Source organism: Staphylococcus sp. GDY8P67P, from assembly GCF_017892545.1.
GTDB classification, from domain to species: domain Bacteria; phylum Bacillota; class Bacilli; order Staphylococcales; family Staphylococcaceae; genus Staphylococcus; species Staphylococcus ureilyticus.
The window spans coordinates 1-16,174 of the sequence record NZ_JAESLH010000015.1 but is presented as its reverse complement, the minus strand read 5'-3'; the positions used below and the strand labels follow the sequence as shown (position 1 = coordinate 16,174).

17 protein-coding genes and 1 pseudogene are annotated in these 16,174 nt (G+C 30.6%); 6 read left to right on the top strand and 12 right to left on the bottom strand.

What is annotated here, in order from left to right; translation table 11 throughout:
* Positions 1-10 precede the first annotated feature (10 nt).
* The 8 genes and pseudogenes from KA833_RS06150 to KA833_RS06115 form a co-directional block, all read right to left on the bottom strand.
* Positions 11-574 carry an NAD(P)H-dependent oxidoreductase gene (locus KA833_RS06150; protein WP_210128609.1) on the bottom strand — a complete coding sequence of 188 codons (564 nt, stop codon included), beginning with the start codon at positions 572-574 and terminating at the stop codon, positions 11-13.
* Positions 567-980: a MerR family transcriptional regulator gene (locus KA833_RS06145; RefSeq protein ID WP_210128608.1), complete on the bottom strand. Its 414-nt coding sequence runs from the start codon at positions 978-980 to the stop codon at positions 567-569. Before KA833_RS06145 ends, KA833_RS06150 begins: the two co-directional genes overlap by 8 nt.
* Positions 981-1,147: 167 nt before the next feature.
* Positions 1,148-1,777, bottom strand: coding sequence for a type 1 glutamine amidotransferase family protein (locus tag KA833_RS06140; RefSeq protein WP_210128607.1), 630 nt, complete (start codon positions 1,775-1,777; stop codon positions 1,148-1,150).
* A 75-nt stretch (positions 1,778-1,852) separates the two neighbouring features.
* Complete coding sequence (locus KA833_RS06135) at positions 1,853-2,653, bottom strand: helix-turn-helix transcriptional regulator (protein ID WP_210128651.1); 801 nt, start codon at positions 2,651-2,653, stop codon at positions 1,853-1,855.
* A gap of 118 nt (positions 2,654-2,771) precedes the next feature.
* Positions 2,772-3,944 (bottom strand): DUF418 domain-containing protein, encoded by a 1,173-nt coding sequence (locus tag KA833_RS06130; RefSeq protein ID WP_210128606.1) that lies wholly within the window; start codon positions 3,942-3,944, stop codon positions 2,772-2,774.
* A gap of 406 nt (positions 3,945-4,350) precedes the next feature.
* The gene (locus tag KA833_RS06125) at positions 4,351-4,971 is read right to left on the bottom strand and encodes a hypothetical protein (protein ID WP_084944759.1); all 621 of its coding nucleotides are present in this window, start codon (positions 4,969-4,971) and stop codon (positions 4,351-4,353) included.
* A gap of 128 nt (positions 4,972-5,099) precedes the next feature.
* Positions 5,100-5,873 carry an HNH endonuclease gene (locus tag KA833_RS13860; protein ID WP_224756906.1) on the bottom strand — a complete coding sequence of 258 codons (774 nt, stop codon included), beginning with the start codon at positions 5,871-5,873 and terminating at the stop codon, positions 5,100-5,102.
* Between the two features lie 23 nt (positions 5,874-5,896).
* Positions 5,897-6,522 (bottom strand): annotated as a pseudogene (locus KA833_RS06115) (type I restriction endonuclease); the annotation flags it as partial.
* A 212-nt stretch (positions 6,523-6,734) separates the two neighbouring features.
* Between KA833_RS06115 and KA833_RS06110 the strand changes: the two are divergent.
* From KA833_RS06110 to chrA, 4 genes are read left to right on the top strand one after another with little or no spacing between them, the layout of a single operon-like run.
* Complete coding sequence (locus tag KA833_RS06110) at positions 6,735-7,049, top strand: ArsR/SmtB family transcription factor (RefSeq protein ID WP_031920611.1); 315 nt, start codon at positions 6,735-6,737, stop codon at positions 7,047-7,049.
* Positions 7,046-8,338, top strand: coding sequence for an arsenite efflux transporter membrane subunit ArsB (arsB, locus tag KA833_RS06105; protein WP_192946530.1), 1,293 nt, complete (start codon positions 7,046-7,048; stop codon positions 8,336-8,338). The genes KA833_RS06110 and arsB overlap by 4 nt, the downstream gene beginning before the upstream one ends.
* Before the next feature lie 17 nt (positions 8,339-8,355).
* Positions 8,356-8,748 carry an arsenate reductase (thioredoxin) gene (arsC, locus tag KA833_RS06100; protein ID WP_031920609.1) on the top strand — a complete coding sequence of 131 codons (393 nt, stop codon included), beginning with the start codon at positions 8,356-8,358 and terminating at the stop codon, positions 8,746-8,748.
* A gap of 36 nt (positions 8,749-8,784) precedes the next feature.
* Positions 8,785-9,948: a chromate efflux transporter gene (gene chrA / locus KA833_RS06095; RefSeq protein ID WP_025905592.1), complete on the top strand. Its 1,164-nt coding sequence runs from the start codon at positions 8,785-8,787 to the stop codon at positions 9,946-9,948.
* Positions 9,949-10,304: 356 nt separating this feature from the next.
* Here the strand turns inward: chrA and cstB are convergent, their stop codons facing one another.
* Together cstB and cstA are read right to left on the bottom strand one after the other, a co-directional pair.
* A complete protein-coding gene (cstB, locus tag KA833_RS06090; RefSeq protein ID WP_107525807.1) occupies positions 10,305-11,639 on the bottom strand; it encodes a persulfide dioxygenase-sulfurtransferase CstB in 1,335 nt (444 codons plus the stop codon).
* Positions 11,640-11,667: 28 nt separating this feature from the next.
* On the bottom strand, positions 11,668-12,735 hold the full coding sequence (gene cstA / locus KA833_RS06085) for a DsrE/DsrF/DrsH-like family protein (protein WP_210128605.1): 1,068 nt from the start codon (positions 12,733-12,735) through the stop codon (positions 11,668-11,670).
* A 137-nt stretch (positions 12,736-12,872) separates the two neighbouring features.
* Here cstA and cstR point away from each other — a divergent pair, with 137 nt between their 5' ends.
* On the top strand, positions 12,873-13,133 hold the full coding sequence (gene cstR / locus KA833_RS06080) for a persulfide-sensing transcriptional repressor CstR (RefSeq protein WP_019468539.1): 261 nt from the start codon (positions 12,873-12,875) through the stop codon (positions 13,131-13,133).
* Positions 13,133-13,888, top strand: a complete 756-nt coding sequence (locus tag KA833_RS06075; RefSeq protein ID WP_107525805.1) for a sulfite exporter TauE/SafE family protein — start codon at positions 13,133-13,135, stop codon at positions 13,886-13,888. The genes cstR and KA833_RS06075 overlap by 1 nt, the downstream gene beginning before the upstream one ends.
* Before the next feature lie 555 nt (positions 13,889-14,443).
* Here the strand turns inward: KA833_RS06075 and KA833_RS06070 are convergent.
* Both KA833_RS06070 and KA833_RS06065 read right to left on the bottom strand, forming a co-directional pair.
* On the bottom strand, positions 14,444-14,989 hold the full coding sequence (locus KA833_RS06070; RefSeq protein WP_210139538.1) for a YdhK family protein: 546 nt from the start codon (positions 14,987-14,989) through the stop codon (positions 14,444-14,446).
* 17 nt (positions 14,990-15,006) lie between these two features.
* Positions 15,007-16,174, bottom strand: a 1,168-nt coding sequence (locus tag KA833_RS06065) for a heavy metal translocating P-type ATPase (RefSeq protein ID WP_210139536.1), incomplete at its 5' end; no start/stop codon positions are given.

Below are 16,174 nucleotides of genomic sequence, written 5' to 3'. Positions count from 1 at the left end.
AAAATTCGAACTATAATTCTAAATTTTTTATTACTTTCCTAGTGAGTTGATTAATCTTTTTATTAATATTTTCGTTCGTATTTTTACTTCTATTTATATTATCGAGATGGTAGGTTGAAATTTTATATATTCCAGAAAGGTTTAGTGGATATTTAAGTACATGGTATCCCATTCTCTTTTTTAATTTATGAAAAATTTCTGGGCCTCCCTGCGTGTACAAAATGATTGTTTTTTTATCATTCCATAGACCCTTTTTAAAATATTGCTTTCTCTTAAAACTAAAAGCGTTTTCTGGCCAAAATGCTTGATCAATAAAACTTTTCATTATTGGTGGAACATTGAACCAATATAGTGGGTAAATAAAAATTAATGTCTTTGATTCATTTAAAGTATTGATTATATGCATTTGCTGTTTTGTTGGTTCTGAATAGTAACCATTATCCAATATTAATGGCAAATCCATTTGTTGCAAATTAAATGTATGTAAATCATTTTTATCTAACTTCTTTAAAATTGTCTGATATAACTCAAAGCATACTCCTGACTGGTTACCTCCGTATATAATACTAATCATTATGTTCTCTCCTTTGATTGAGCTCTTTTAAAATTGATTCTTTATTGAGTTCATATTGGTTATTTTTGGATAATTCATGAATTTTTTTAAGCTTATTAAGTATCAATATTTGGTTATTCAACTCATCTTCTTTTTCTTGTATCACTTTATTTATATACTCTACAGAATTAATATTACAAGTCTGCGTTGTTGGCTTATGAAACAATTCAATGATGTACTTCATATCTTCTAACCCTATATCTAACGCTTTTAAGTCCATAATCATTTTCAAATCTATCATAGCCGTGTCATCGAAATACCTATATTGGTTCGTGTCTCTCGGTATTGTGAGCATACCAATTTTTTCATAATATCTGATTTGTGATTTAGGGATATTTAGTTTTTTGGAAACTTCATCAATTCTCATGTAACGCAACCTCCTTATATTAAATCTATCATTAAACATTACTTTAAGGTCAATTGTTCTTTACTATCATCTATGTATTATTGGTCATTTATTATTGTAAAATAGTTTTAAAGATATAAAAAATGAAGGACACATCTACACGGTATTGTGCCCTTCACTTAATTACATTAACTTATCGAATCCATAAGTTTATAAAAATATTCTGCTTGATGTGTCTTATTCAACTTATACCATGCTTCCAATGTATCTAGTTCAAATACGTCTATCTTTTTCAATACTTCCCTAGCAAATTCTAATGGCGCAATACCTGATGCAGTAATTAAATTTTCATCAGACACAGCCGACTTCATTTCAAATAATTTTTCTCCTTTATAATTTGGAGACGTCATTTTAGTATATTCTATGTTATTACTCGTGTGTCTCCTAGTATCTAAATAGCCATTACTAGCTAAAGCATCCACTGCACCACAAATTGCAACAATAATTGTTCCTTCATCTAATGCAGTACCAACTCTTTCTAATATCGGTTTATGTACTTGGTCATTCCAATTCATTCCTCCAGGTAAAATTAGAATACCATTGTGCTCTATCTTACATTCACCGAAAGTCATATCTGGTGTTATATGTAGTCCACCCATCGTTTTTACTGATTCCTTAGTAGCACCTACAGTAATTATGTTTAATGGATCTAATCCATTTTTAAAATATCTTCCTGAGTTCAATTCAGCTATTAAATAACCATATTCCCAATCGGACATTGTATTAAATACATAAAGATATACTTTTGATATTTTCATAAAATCATACTCCATTCGCTATTAATATAGCAAAATGTAACATAGCTTCCCTGACACCTAACGTCAAGAAAGCTATTATTTTTGATAAAATTCTATTAAATTGTACAAGTTATTAATTATTTCTTCTTTCAGGCTTAAAGGCTCTAAAACTTGAATTCCTTTACCATATGGCAATAATATTTGTGGTATGTAATTATGCATAATATCTTCTTCAAGTTGAAATTCTGCTCGGTTGAATGTTCTTTCTTTTAAGTAATGTCCTAGAAACCAATGTTGGCAAATTCCATCTAATGTACTTTTATCTCCACTAATTACTATATTAGCCATTGAACCTTCATTTTCCATAATTGGTAGTAAATTTCCCGGAAAATAACTGTCTATTGATTCGTCATCTCCACTTTTTCTATATGAAATAATCACAGAATTTCTATCAGCTACACAACATTCTAATGCTTCCAACCGGCTATCTGTAGGATATTTGTTGTTTCTCTTAATCACTTCAAGACTAGACGTATGTTTCTCTACTTCAACTGCTTTTTCCAAATTTGAATAGTTTTTAAGCTTTGTAATAGCACTATTAAAAAAATCTCCACCATAATAACCCGCTTCTTCTGCAAAATCTGCAGCATGACATAGTGCTGTTTGTTCCTCAGAATTAAAAAACAGTGGCGCTTCAACAAATTCATTTAACAAAGTATATCCACCATTATGACCAATATCTGAAATAATTGGTACACCACTCTTTGAAAGTGTATCCATATAGCGATACACAGTTCTGATATTCATCTCTAGCTTGTCCGAAATTTGCTTTGCAGTAATCTTTTTGTCAGAACTAAGCATCCAAAGTGTTGCTAATAAATTATCTAATTTAGCTATAGGGATCATCTCTTTTATGTGAATAATGTGATATTAAAAAACTAGGGAATGTATTAAATTGGTGTATGACACTGATTAAAACAGTTTTCTTCTTAATTTAACACTTGTACTGTACAAATTAATGTTTTCCTGTTTTAAATTTCAAATATGTAAATACTCTTAATATATACTCAAGTGGTCCGTACCTGAAGTATTTTTGATACCAAAACGCAATAATCACTTGAATAAAATACAATGTTATAAATGTAATGAAACTTAATGATAATATGTCTTTACCAAAATAGCCTAAACCAAAACTATAGAAAATGCTCACACCAATTACACTTTGTAATATATAAAACGTTAATGACATTTTTCCTAAACTTTCAAGTCCTCTAAAAATCAGATGATTATCAAACTTTTGATATAAATATTTAAATAATGCAACATATCCCATTGCAAGTAGAAATCCAAATATATAAGTTAAATTTTCTGCTAGACCTTTATCTTCTATCCATAAATATGATGATTTTAAGATAAGTGAAATTGGTATTAAATAAATAAATAATTTAGACGACCAAAAGTCTTTAGCATCTTTTTCAAACCATTTACTTTTTGAAAGATAAATGCCTATTCCAAAGAAGGTCGCTTCCATTATAAACACAGCTAAAATTATAAAAGCAATCGATTCTCCAAGCATACCTTTTAATTGTTTGAAAAGCGGATCCTTTAGTTCTCCAGCTGCATTATTTATTTCGTTGTAACTTCCGTTTTGGTAAATATCTTTCACTTTTTCAACATAATTTTCTTGTTTGTGTTTATTTTCTGGTATTTCACTTTTATCAAAGAAAGTCAATGACAACAAAGCACCAAATAATAAAACCGCTATAATTGTAACGTATTTAAAGAAACCTTTATTTAACGATATAAACGGTAATACAAGTAACATAGAAATCGCGTAACCACTTAATATATCGCCCTCCCAAATGAAAGCAGCATGTAAAATACCGATAGTTAATATAAATACTGCTCGTCTAAAAAGTTTAATTCTTGGTCGCTTAATATTTTTACTTTTCATAGATTGATATAACTTATCTAATGAAAAGCCAAATAGTAGTGCAAAAATAGGCATAAAGCTAGCTTCAATAAATATTTTTATAAAATGAAAGATACCTAAATTAAATGTACTTAAATGATAATATTCTATGTATGATTTAGCCGACAGTCCGTATTGAAAAATAAGTAAGTTTGCTAAAAAAATCCCTAATAAACTGAATCCTCTTAAAGAATCTGCTACCCTTATTCTCTCCATTCTCTCACCTCGAAGCAAATGATAACATATTAAATAATTGTATAATACTTAAGTTTCAAAGATGAACACTTTATATTTTTTAGTTTTATTTGTGATATGCTTCTGCTTATCAGGTGGTGATGAGGTTTTTGAAAAATAACTACAGAAATTTATAGAAGAACAACAAGACTCAAACACTATATCATATAATAAGTTCTTAGAAGCTTACAAAGTAGACACGTCTTCTGATTAAACTAATACAGTTGATGAATTAACAGAAAATCCAGTATGTATTGAGTACATAAGAGTTCAAACAGAAGCTAGAGAAAAAGATCAAGGTAGAACTTATTAAGCATATTAAATTAATTAACTTGATCTTTTCAATAAAAAACAGAGCACCTCCATAACGTGGAGGATGCTCTGTTTTTTATAACGCATTTACTAATCTTTCAAATTCATCTTTATTAATATTAATACCTTCAAGATTAACATTTGCTAAATTAGGGTGTTGACCGCTTGTTAGGACATATACTTCAATATGTGGACATGTTTCATTAACGATAGGCATGATTTCTTCATCAAACCGCTTCGGTCCATTGTTTTCACTGTAAATCACAACATGAAATTTAATATCATCAGCTATATTCATAGGAATTCTGTCTTCTCTCTTTCTAGACAATACACACTGTTTTCCTACGATATTTGAAATCCATTCTTCTTTCTTTCGGCAATAATCTATAAAATCTTTTCTTTGATATCCTAAGTCCATCTTCACTTCTAGTATATTTTTAATTTCATTATCTTCACAAATTAATAAATCCGGATATCTTGTACTTAAAGATTTATCAATCATAGATAAAGGCTGATCAATAAATATTTGGACACCTTCCAATCTACTAATCAAATAAGCACCCAGCAAGTCTTCTCCAATACCTGAAATACTATGATTACGTCCTCGATATAAATTTTCATGAGGGTAAGTAGGCTTTCCTGCTTCTTTATATGCCTTTACAAGATGTTCGATAACTTCCACTTCAGTGAATTTCATACTCAATCACCCTATCTATAGATATTCTATATTTCAACACACAAAGTATAGCACACGTTTGAAAGTACAAATGCAAAAACCCTCCTAATAAATTAAGAGGGTTGAATGGTAGTTTATAAAATATTAAATTATTTGCTATTATGATTAACTATTTTAGTTAATTCTTTGATTGTTAAAGGTTGTTTAGCATTTCTATGAATCATTTTGTGGCAATTAGAACATAGTGGGACTAAATCTTTAAGTGGATCTACTGTAACCTCTTTTTTTATAGAAAACATCGGTTTTAAATGGTGAATTTCAATAAAACCCTCGCCTAAATCGCCATACTTAGCTTTAAAGTCAAATCCACATACTTTACATGTAGTTCCATGTAATTTAATAGCTTCATTTCTTAATGCCTGATTTCTCTCATATTTAATACCATACTGTACATATGGTTTACCTTCGACATATTCAGTGTTTTCTAATTCATTATCTAAATTTAAAATATTCGTTTTCAAGACTTTTTGTATATAACTTTTTAAAGGTTCCTTTAAAGTCATAGCACCTTGAACATTACCTTTTAACCCGTTATCTTGTAAAAATTCTAAATCTAATTGGTCATCATCAAGTTTGTTTAATAACTCTAATTTCATGTAATTACCATAGTTAATATAATTATCACCCTTGATAACAAATTGACTATCATCAATTGTTGACTTAGGTTTGTTAACTTCTTTAATCAAACATTGATATTTAATACTCTTAATAGGTGCGGAGATGTATATATAAAGAACATCACCTTTCTTGGCCTTCTTTAAATTCGGACTTTGCTTCCAATCAATAACATCTAACTTATCAAACGCTGCAACTACATTATAGAATTTAACATTACAAGGTATAACCCATTGAGTATTTGTCATATTCATTCCCCTTTTGTAATAACTAGTTGGCATGGCCTTAAAAATCTATTAGTAATGTCACTCAAATTATTAATACGATTGTTATCTTTATCACTCCAATAAAACATATGGCTTTTTAATATATTACCATCATTATTAGAGATATAATGCGTTTCTACGCATTACTTAAAACGAATAATTGTATGTATCGAAATAGACCTGTATAGTTTTGTTTTCGATAACTCATAACTTGATTAAATGCTTCATTTATGTCTACACCACGACGCTTAAGTTCAATTTGAGCTAAAGGCAATCCATTCACTAATATTGCGACATCATATCTTGCTTTATATTTATCATTTATCGATAATTGATTTGTAATTTGGAATTTGTTTTTACACTAATTTTTTGTGTCTAAAAAGGATAAATATTCTTCGGTTTCATCATTACGCTTTAAAGGCAATTTATCGCGTAGAATACGTGCACTTTCAAAAATACTTTTCCCATTAATCATCGTTAATAAGCATTGAAACTCTTTATCTGTTAATGGTTGATTTTTGAATTTATCAGCATGACGTTCATTGAGAATAGCACGGAAATTATCCAATAATTGCTGTTCATTTCTAATCGTTACAGTTTCATAGCCATTTAATTCTAACTGTTCCATCATTTCATTTTATAGAGTAAATTCACTTTGGTATACCATAACATCCCCTACCTTTGTTTCTACTACAATTAATTATACTATATTATTGTATTCATATTGTTTGAGTTTTATAAATATTTTTTCTCATTCCTCAATCCCATAGATCCACAAGAACAAATTACATAGACAATTATATATATAGATGATAATCTATATAACGTAAGGGAGGTATGGCTATGTCTTATCAAGAACTAGCATCAATATTAAAAGTTTTATCTGATCCAAGCAGATTAGAAATAATAGATTTACTTTCATGTGGTGAACTATGTGCTTGTGATTTACTGGAACATTTTCAATTTTCACAGCCAACGCTAAGTCATCATATGAAGTCATTAGTCGATAAGCAATTAGTTTTTTCACGAAAAGAAGGTAATAAACATATGTATCGACTTAATCATGAAATTTTAGATGATGTTAATCACAATTTAAATCTTATTAATACATCTAATGAACGATGTGTATGTAAAAGTATGAAACAAGGTGAGTGTTGATGACAATATTAGCAATTGTGATTTTTCTTTTAACTTTACTCTTTGTGATATGGCAACCGAAAGGTTTAGATATTGGTATTACAGCTTTAATTGGAGCTGTTGTTGCTATCATTACGGGAGTCGTAAGTTTTTCCGATGTATTAGAAGTAACAGGTATTGTTTGGAATGCTACCTTAACATTTGTAGCTGTTATTCTTATTTCATTAATATTAGATGAGATTGGATTTTTTGAATGGTCTGCGATACATATGGTCAAGGCTTCAAACGGTAATGGCTTAAAAATGTTTGTTTTTATCATGATATTAGGGGCAATTGTAGCAGCATTTTTCGCAAATGATGGTGCAGCTTTAATCTTAACTCCTATTGTATTAGCAATGGTAAGAAATCTAGGTTTTAATAAAAAAGTGATTTTTCCTTTTATTATTGCTAGTGGTTTTATTGCTGATACTACATCACTACCTTTAATCGTAAGTAACTTAGTTAATATCGTTTCTGCAGATTACTTCGATATTGGATTTATTGAATATTTTAGTCGAATGTTTATTCCTAATATATTCTCTCTGATTGCTAGTATTCTCGTTTTATGGTTATATTTCAGAAAATCTATACCTAAAACGTTCAATACAGAAAATCTTTCAGACCCTAAAAATGTAATCAAAGATCCTAAATTATTTAAGCTTTCATGGATTGTATTAGCAATACTACTTGTGGGATATCTTGTTAGTGAGTTTATACAAATACCTGTATCAATCATTGCTGGTATCATTGCTCTTATCTTTGTAATATTAGCTCGTAAATCTAAAGCAGTTCATACAAAACAAGTCATTAAAGGCGCACCATGGAATATTGTTGTATTCTCTATTGGTATGTACCTTGTTGTGTTTGGACTAAAAAATGTAGGTATTACAACGATTCTTGGGGATATCCTAACAAATATTTCAAGTTATGGGTTGTTCAGCAGTATTATGGGTATGGGCTTTATAGCTGCTTTCTTATCTTCAATCATGAACAACATGCCAACTGTTTTAATAGATGCAATAGCGATTGGTCAATCCAGTGCTACAGGTATATTAAAAGAAGGTATGATTTATGCGAATGTCATAGGTTCTGATTTAGGACCTAAAATAACACCGATTGGTTCTTTAGCAACATTATTGTGGCTACATGTCTTAACACAAAAAGGTGTGAAGATTTCGTGGGGAACATACTTTAAAACTGGAATTATCATTACTATTCCAGTCCTATTTGTAACACTCTTAGGTTTATACCTTACACTAATCATATTTTAAGAAAAGAGGCTTTAATTATGGATAAGAAAACAATTTATTTTATATGTACAGGAAACTCTTGTCGTAGCCAAATGGCTGAAGGTTGGGGAAAGGAAGTATTGGGCAAAGATTGGAATGTCTATTCTGCTGGTATTGAAACACATGGTGTTAATCCTAAAGCAATAGAAGCTATGAAAGAAGTAGATATTGATATATCAAACCATACGTCAGACTTGATTGATAATGATATTTTAAAACAATCAGATTTGGTCGTGACGTTATGTAGCGATGCAGACGATAATTGTCCTATTTTACCACCAAACGTTAAAAAAGAGCATTGGGGTTTTGATGATCCAGCAGGTAAAGAGTGGTCAGAATTTCAACGCGTTAGAGATGAAATTGGCAAAAAAATTAAAGAATTTGATAGTTAAGTAAAAAATTAATCAACGAAATACAAGGAGCTTTTTATGTATAAATATATAAATATATTTTTAGTTGCATTAAAACTTGGATTACTATCATTTGGAGGACCAACTGCCCACTTAGGTTATTTTTATGATGAGTATGTTAAGAAAAGAAAATGGCTTGATGAAAAAGAATACTCAGATTTAGTAGCCCTATGCCAGTTTTTACCTGGACCTGCAAGCAGCCAAGTTGGTATTGGTATAGGAACTATTAGAGGAGGAATTCTGGGCGGAATTATTTCTTTTATTGGTTTTACACTTCCTTCTGTGATTATACTTATGGTTTTTTCAGCATTATTTATTAACAATGATTCTAGTTTAACTTGGATGCAAGGATTAAAACTAGTAGCTGTTGCCATTGTTGCCCAAGCCGTGATAGGTATGGGTAAAAAATTAACAAATACTAAAAGTACCATTACATTGGCATTATTTGTTCTTATACTATCTCTAACAATCAATAATCTTTACATTCAAGTAATCGCATTATCTATTACTGGTATATATGGTCTTATCTTTTTAAAAGAAACCTCTACAGATATAAATAATTTAAGAGTGAAGACATTTAAATTACCTAAAATGTTAGGATTTATTTCAATTTCATTATTTTTTTTACTATTAATTGTATTACCTATAGTTAGTTCTATGACGAATAATTTATGGCTTAGAATGTTCGATAGTTTTTATAGATCTGGTTCTTTAGTGTTTGGCGGTGGTCATGTCGTATTACCTTTATTAGAAAATGAATTTGTACCACAAGGTTTAATATCACCTGATAGCTTCATAACGGGTTATGCTGCTGCTCAAGCTGTACCTGGACCATTATTTACTTTCGCTTCATATATTGGAATGTCTATAGAAGGTATTGGAGGAGGGTTTTTAGCTACTGTTGCTATATTCCTACCAGCATTTCTATTATTATTTGGGGTGTTACCATTTTGGGATAATATTAAATCTAACACTTATGCTAAAGGTTTTTTAAAAGGTGTAAGCGCTGGTGTAGTCGGTATTCTAATCGCTGCATTTTATAATCCAATTTGGACTTCAACTATTAAATCAGAATTAGATTTTGTTCTAGCTAGCTCATTATTCGTATTCCTGGTTTATTATAAATTACCTTCCTGGTCTATTGTGCTAATAGGCATTATAATAGGTATAATGTTTTACTAATCTTTCTCATTCATAATCAAAGAATAAATTTTATAAGTATAGTTATTAAAGTAACCATTATAAATTAAAATAATTGATTTCGTGTAATTATAGTATCTTATCTCAATGTAAAAGATAGTAAAAACCATTAATTATATAGTGAGCCCAAAAAGTAAAACTTATTGGGCTCACTACATTTCCACTAGAAAGGGGTTTATATTAATTTTATAAATCTATTGCTATTATGACTAATTAGGAATCATATCTATATTTCTTTTAAACTTCTATTTATTCTAAATAATCTTGATGGTATTATAATATCTGATTGTCTTACAATAACAATTTGATAAGATTACTCACTTTTCCACATCTTTAAATTATTTTAATGATTCTGGGAAATCTTGATAGCCTTCTCTAATATTCACGACATTTTCATAGCCTTTGTTTTCTAATATACCCACTGCTATTGAACTTCTAACACCTGACTGACAATGTACATATATTTTATCTTCTTTATTAAATGGAATATTTTCATTTAATAATTTACCATGCGGAATATTGACTGCTTGATCTAAGTGCCCATTATTCCACTCTTCATCATTACGTACGTCAAGTATATATTCTTCTTTACCTGTCATATCAACGCTATGGATGGATTGGGTTAAAATTTCTGATTTTGGTAAACGATAACCTGCTACATTATCAAAGCCAATTAATTGTAAAGTATGTGTTGCTTGCTCAACGATAGATTTATCACCAATTAAATCTATACTATTTTCATAGTCTAAATACCAACCGATTTGGTTAATGAAGTTTTGGTTGTAAGGAATATTGATTGTACCTTCAGTATGACCACCATGAAAGGCTTCTTTACTACGAAGATCAAAGGCTATTCTTGCATTATCTAAACTAGGAAAAACGTCGTATGGTTGATACATGTTCATACCAAACTGATTAATTTTTTTCATCTGTGCAAAGTGATGGGGTGGCGCTGGTTGATTTGATGTTAACGTTTCAATGAACTTGCTTTCATCAGTTTCATTAAATGCCCAGTTATTTATTTTTTCGTAACCTAGCGTAGACATCGGTATAGCACCTAATGCTTTACCACATGGGCTGCCAGCACCGTGTCCAGGCCATATTTGAATATAATCTGGTAAATCTTTAACACCTTCTATAGATTGATGCATCTGTTTTGCACCAATCTCTGTAGTACCTTCCATTTGTACTGATTTTTCTAGTAAATCAGGTCTACCGATATCACCAACAAAAATAAAGTCACCACTAAATAAACCCATTGGAACACTTGAGCCGCCACCTTCATCAGTGAGTAAAAAACTAATACTCTCTGGGGTATGACCAGGTGTATGCAAGACTTCTAATTTAATATTACCTACTTGAATAATATCTTGATTTTTAACAAAATGTGTTTGTTCCGGCATATTTTTATAACTTAATTGATCATCACCTTCGCCAGATACATATATATTGGCGTTTAAACGTTCTGCCACGTCCCGAATTCCAGAAGCAAAATCAGCGTGAATATGTGTTTCTGCAGCTTGTGTAATTTTAAAACCTTCGCTATCTGCAACTTCGATATATTTTGTTAAATCACGAACAGGATCAATTACTATTGCCTCTCCTGTACGTTGACAGCCAACTAAATAAGATGCTTGAGATAAATGATTATCGTAAAATTGTTTAAAAAACATGATAAAACTCCTTTTTTAATAGATTTAATTAGATGAATAAATTATGATTCGCATTTTCTGTATCACCAATATAAGTACCTACTCCACCGTACTCAACTTCGTCTCTGAGCTCTTCTTTCTGAATTCCCATAACATCCATGCTCATCGTGCAAGCGATTAATTTGATATCTTGTTCGATAGCTTGATTGATAAGCGATGGTAATGAATCAACATTTTTCTTCTTCATTACATAGCGCATCATGATATTACCTAAACCAAACATATTCATTTTAGAAAGTGGCATGCGTAAAGGTGTTTTCGGCAACATCCAATCAAACATTTTTGCAATGCCTTTCTTTTTAACGTTAACTGTTTGCGCTTTTTTCAACGCGTTAAGTCCCCAAAAAGTAAAGAAGATAGTTACATCTCTTCCTGCAGCTCTAGCGCCATTTGCAATAATCATTGCTGCCACTGCTTTATCTAACTCTCCACTAAATAGTACAATTGTCGTACCTTTAGCAGTATGATTCACTTGTAAGTCTTTTGGTTTTTCTTTTTGAATGATAGCATTAATTCCATGATTACTTTCATCAAGTTTAACTAAAGTATGACCAGTTTGTTTCACCCAGCTTTTAATGTCGCTAAGGAATCCAGGATCTGTGACTGTAACTTCGATTTGCTCGCCTACTTCAATATTTTTCACCTCTTTACTGATGTTTACAATTGGACCTGGACATTGAAGACCACTATAGTTAAATTGTTTACGCTCTGCTTTAATTGCTACATTAGTATTTTCTTCGAATGTATTATCATCGTCGTTTTTTGCTTCATACGCTTTATAGCCACCGTCTAAATTAACAATGTTGTAGCCTTGTTCAGCTAAATATTCGCTCGCTTTAGCACTTCTGGTACCACTTTTACAGTGTACAAAATAGGTTGTGTTTTTATCTTTATTGAACGATTCAATCTTATCTACAGGATGTGATGTCGCACCATTTATGTGTGCAAGCTCATATTCTTCTTGTGTTCTAACGTCAATCAGTTGACCTTGTGCACCTAACTTTTCTAATTCTTGTTTACTGAAATTGTTGATATGCTTTTCGTTATATTGTTTCATAATATCCTCCTAATAAATACCTATAGGGGTATATTAACTGATTGTTTACAGCATGTCAAATACCCAATGGGGTATTTGACATTTTTGGTTCTATCTATTATTATGACTTTATTCAATTAAAAGTGGAGGGAATAACTATGCATTATGATAAAAAAATGATTAATCGTATTAATAGAATACAAGGTCAACTCAATGGCGTTATTAAAATGATGGAAGAAGAAAAAGATTGTAAAGATGTCATTACTCAAATCAGTGCATCAAAAAGTTCAATCCAACGTTTGATGGGGATTATCATTAGTGAAAATTTAATAGAATGTGTAAAGGCAGCAGAGGATAATGGTGAAAATTCAGAAGAATTGATTAATGAAGCCGTTAACTTATTGGTAAAAAGTAAATAATGGATATTTCAACTGTTATTATGATGTTACTTATTGGAGTGTTCGGAGGCTTTATTTCGGGTCTAGTAGGTATCGGTGGTGCTATCATTATTTATCCAGCTATTTTATTATTACCGCCACTATTTGGTGTTCCTGCATACAGTGCATACATCGCTTCAGGACTTACTTCCAGTCAAGTCTTTTTCAGTACTTTAAGTGGGTCATTAAAAGCGCGAAAAAAAACAGAATTCTCCCCGCCATTAGTTATTTATATGAGTGGAGGTATGATTACAGGGAGCATGTTAGGCGCATTCCTAGCAAATTTATTTAATGCTGCATTTGTAAATACGATATATATTATCATTGCTTTATTCGCATTAATATTAATGTTCATTAAAGTCGAATCTCGTTCAGGCGAACCTGCTTTTAATAAACCTTTACTAGTTATTATAGGTCTTTTCGTTGGTATTATTTCGGGTATAGTAGGCGCAGGTGGTGCCTTTATTATTATTCCTATATTATTAGTTTTATTCAAATTACCAATGAATACGGTGGTTGCTAATAGTATAGTAATTGCTTTTATATCTTCAATTGGCGCCTTTATCATTAAACTTATACAAGGTTACATTCCTTTAGAAGACGCGTTATTTTTAATAATAGGAAGTATTATCTTTGCTCCCTTAGGTTTAAAATTAAGTAAAAAGATCCCTAACTTCATACAAAAATGGATTATAAGTATTTTAATCATTGTTGCAATTATTCAACTTATCTTTTAATCAATGAAATTTGTCAGGCAACTCCTGATATTTATAATTATACACACCAAAAATTAAGTATTAGTATCACAAAATAGCATTCAATAACTATGGATATCGTAAAGGGATTAGAAAAGAGAAACATAAGATCAATAATAAAGAATTCGATTATTCAAAAGACCTTTGTGACATTGTATCAAAAAAACAAAAAGCCTATCATTATCTATTTAAATCTTAGTGATAAAGTACAAGAATTAAATCGCTTTACAAGTGTCATGTTTATTATCTTTATATTATTTAACCTAAACTGAAAATCCACCCAATTAATCTTTAAATTGGGTGGATTTTCAGGATTATTTATTATATGGCTCTGCGTATTGGCTAATGATGCGGTTTTTAATTATATAATTTCAATTAATAAGGTAATGAACAATTTTTTGATAAATGTTATTCTTCTAAAATTATTTTTAATTTACACACTAAAAATATTCTCCTTAACAATAATAAGTTTTTTAAATTATTGATTAAGGAGAATATTTTTTATATCTATTTATTTCTCAATTTAGAATTAGATTTTTAGCGTGCTTCCAATTCATTTCCTGTCGTCCATTTATGATTTTTAATGATTTTACCATTATCTTTGGATTTGTAATCAACCACGTAAACAGTAGTCTTTTTCACGTTATCTATATTGGCTGTAGCACCTTTCATACCAGACATATGACTTGCTTCTAATTTAACAGTATCGCCCTTGCTAAATCCATCTTTAGGTGCATCTTTAATCTCTTCGTTTACGACCCATTTATGATTGTTTACTTTTTCATTTCCATTTGTGGGTTTATAACTTACAACATAGGCATATGTTTTATACGCACCTTTTACAGTAGCTTCTGCACCTTTCATACCTGGCATATGCCCTGCTGTAATCGTTACTTTATCTCCCACTTTAAATTCACCCTCATTAGTCGATTTCATATCTTCTGGAACTTTACTTTCATCATTATGCTTCATATGGCTCTCACTTTTTTGGTCATTAGTGTCTTTATCTTTTTCATCATTATTGGAGCAAGCTGATAATATTAGTAATGATCCTAATATCATAAAAAATAATTTTTTAATCATAATAAAACTCCTATCTTTTATTTTAATTTTAATGTAAAGGCATTAATTGCAACAATAACCGTACTTAGTGACATTAAAATAGCACCTATTGCAGGTGATAAAATCAAGCCGATAAATGCTAAAATACCAGCTGCTAAAGGTACAGCAACAATATTATAACCTGCACCCCACCATAAGTTTTGCACCATTTTTCTCATAGTATTATTTGAGAGGGTCAAGAAATGGATAATATCTGATGGATTACTTTTAACGAGTATAATATCAGCTGACTCAACTGCTACATCCGTTCCGGTACCAATTGCAATACCAATATCTGCTCTTATAAGACTTGGTGCGTCATTGATACCGTCTCCGACCATCATTACTTTTTTACCACTACGTTGATAATCTTTTATGATACTTTCTTTATCTTCTGGCTTGAGTTGTGCATGCACACCACTAATACCTAATTCTTTTGCGACAGCTTTTGCTACTTCTTTATTATCACCTGTAAGCATGACTGGTGTAATATTTCTTGATAGTAAATCAGCTACCATTTGTTTTGAGCTTTCTTTAATTTGATCTCCTTGAGCAATCATGCCAATGACTTGTTGTTCATCAATTAAATAGCTGATTGAATTGCCTTGTTGTGCTAATTTTATAAATAAGTCATTGTCATAATTAAGCTCATGTTTATCAAGATAAGAAACATTTGTTATTTTATATGTTTTATTATCAATTATACCTTCTAATCCGACACCTGGAATGTTATTGACATTTTGTGGATTAGCAGATGAAACATTTTTACTTTTCGCAAAATCAACAATACTTATAGCTAATGGATGGTTAGACTGACTTTCTAATGAGGCGAAAAGGCTTATTATAGTATCGTTGCTTAATCCTTCTTTAAAACTTTCATAATGATTCACAGAAAAGTTACCCTCAGTTAAAGTACCGGTTTTGTCCATCATTACATAATCGATATGTTGAGCCATTTCTACAGACTCTCTATTTTTAATAATTAAACCATTGTGGGCAGCTATAGAAGTAGAACGTGCAGTAACTAAAGGTATTGCCAGGCCTAAAGCATGTGGACAAGCAATGACTAATACAGTTACGAGACGTTCGAGTGCAAAATCAACATCTTTTTGAATGAGCATCCAGACGATAAACGAAATCACGCCGACACTTACAGCAAAGTAGAAT

Bases quoted from the DNA above. Each gene is read 5' to 3' on its own strand.
- KA833_RS06150 (WP_210128609.1), bottom strand. From the start codon at position 574: ATGATTAGTATTATATACGGAGGTAACCAGTCAGGAGTATGCTTTGAG.
- KA833_RS06145 (WP_210128608.1), bottom strand. From the start codon at position 980: ATGAGAATTGATGAAGTTTCCAAAAAACTAAATATCCCTAAATCACAA.
- KA833_RS06140 (WP_210128607.1), bottom strand. From the start codon at position 1,777: ATGAAAATATCAAAAGTATATCTTTATGTATTTAATACAATGTCCGAT.
- KA833_RS06130 (WP_210128606.1), bottom strand. From the start codon at position 3,944: ATGGAGAGAATAAGGGTAGCAGATTCTTTAAGAGGATTCAGTTTATTA.
- KA833_RS06125 (WP_084944759.1), bottom strand. From the start codon at position 4,971: ATGAAATTCACTGAAGTGGAAGTTATCGAACATCTTGTAAAGGCATAT.
- KA833_RS13860 (WP_224756906.1), bottom strand. From the start codon at position 5,873: ATGACAAATACTCAATGGGTTATACCTTGTAATGTTAAATTCTATAAT.
- KA833_RS06110 (WP_031920611.1), top strand. From the start codon at position 6,735: ATGTCTTATCAAGAACTAGCATCAATATTAAAAGTTTTATCTGATCCA.
- arsC (WP_031920609.1), top strand. From the start codon at position 8,356: ATGGATAAGAAAACAATTTATTTTATATGTACAGGAAACTCTTGTCGT.
- chrA (WP_025905592.1), top strand. From the start codon at position 8,785: ATGTATAAATATATAAATATATTTTTAGTTGCATTAAAACTTGGATTA.
- cstB (WP_107525807.1), bottom strand. From the start codon at position 11,639: ATGTTTTTTAAACAATTTTACGATAATCATTTATCTCAAGCATCTTAT.
- cstA (WP_210128605.1), bottom strand. From the start codon at position 12,735: ATGAAACAATATAACGAAAAGCATATCAACAATTTCAGTAAACAAGAA.
- cstR (WP_019468539.1), top strand. From the start codon at position 12,873: ATGCATTATGATAAAAAAATGATTAATCGTATTAATAGAATACAAGGT.
- KA833_RS06075 (WP_107525805.1), top strand. From the start codon at position 13,133: ATGGATATTTCAACTGTTATTATGATGTTACTTATTGGAGTGTTCGGA.
- KA833_RS06070 (WP_210139538.1), bottom strand. From the start codon at position 14,989: ATGATTAAAAAATTATTTTTTATGATATTAGGATCATTACTAATATTA.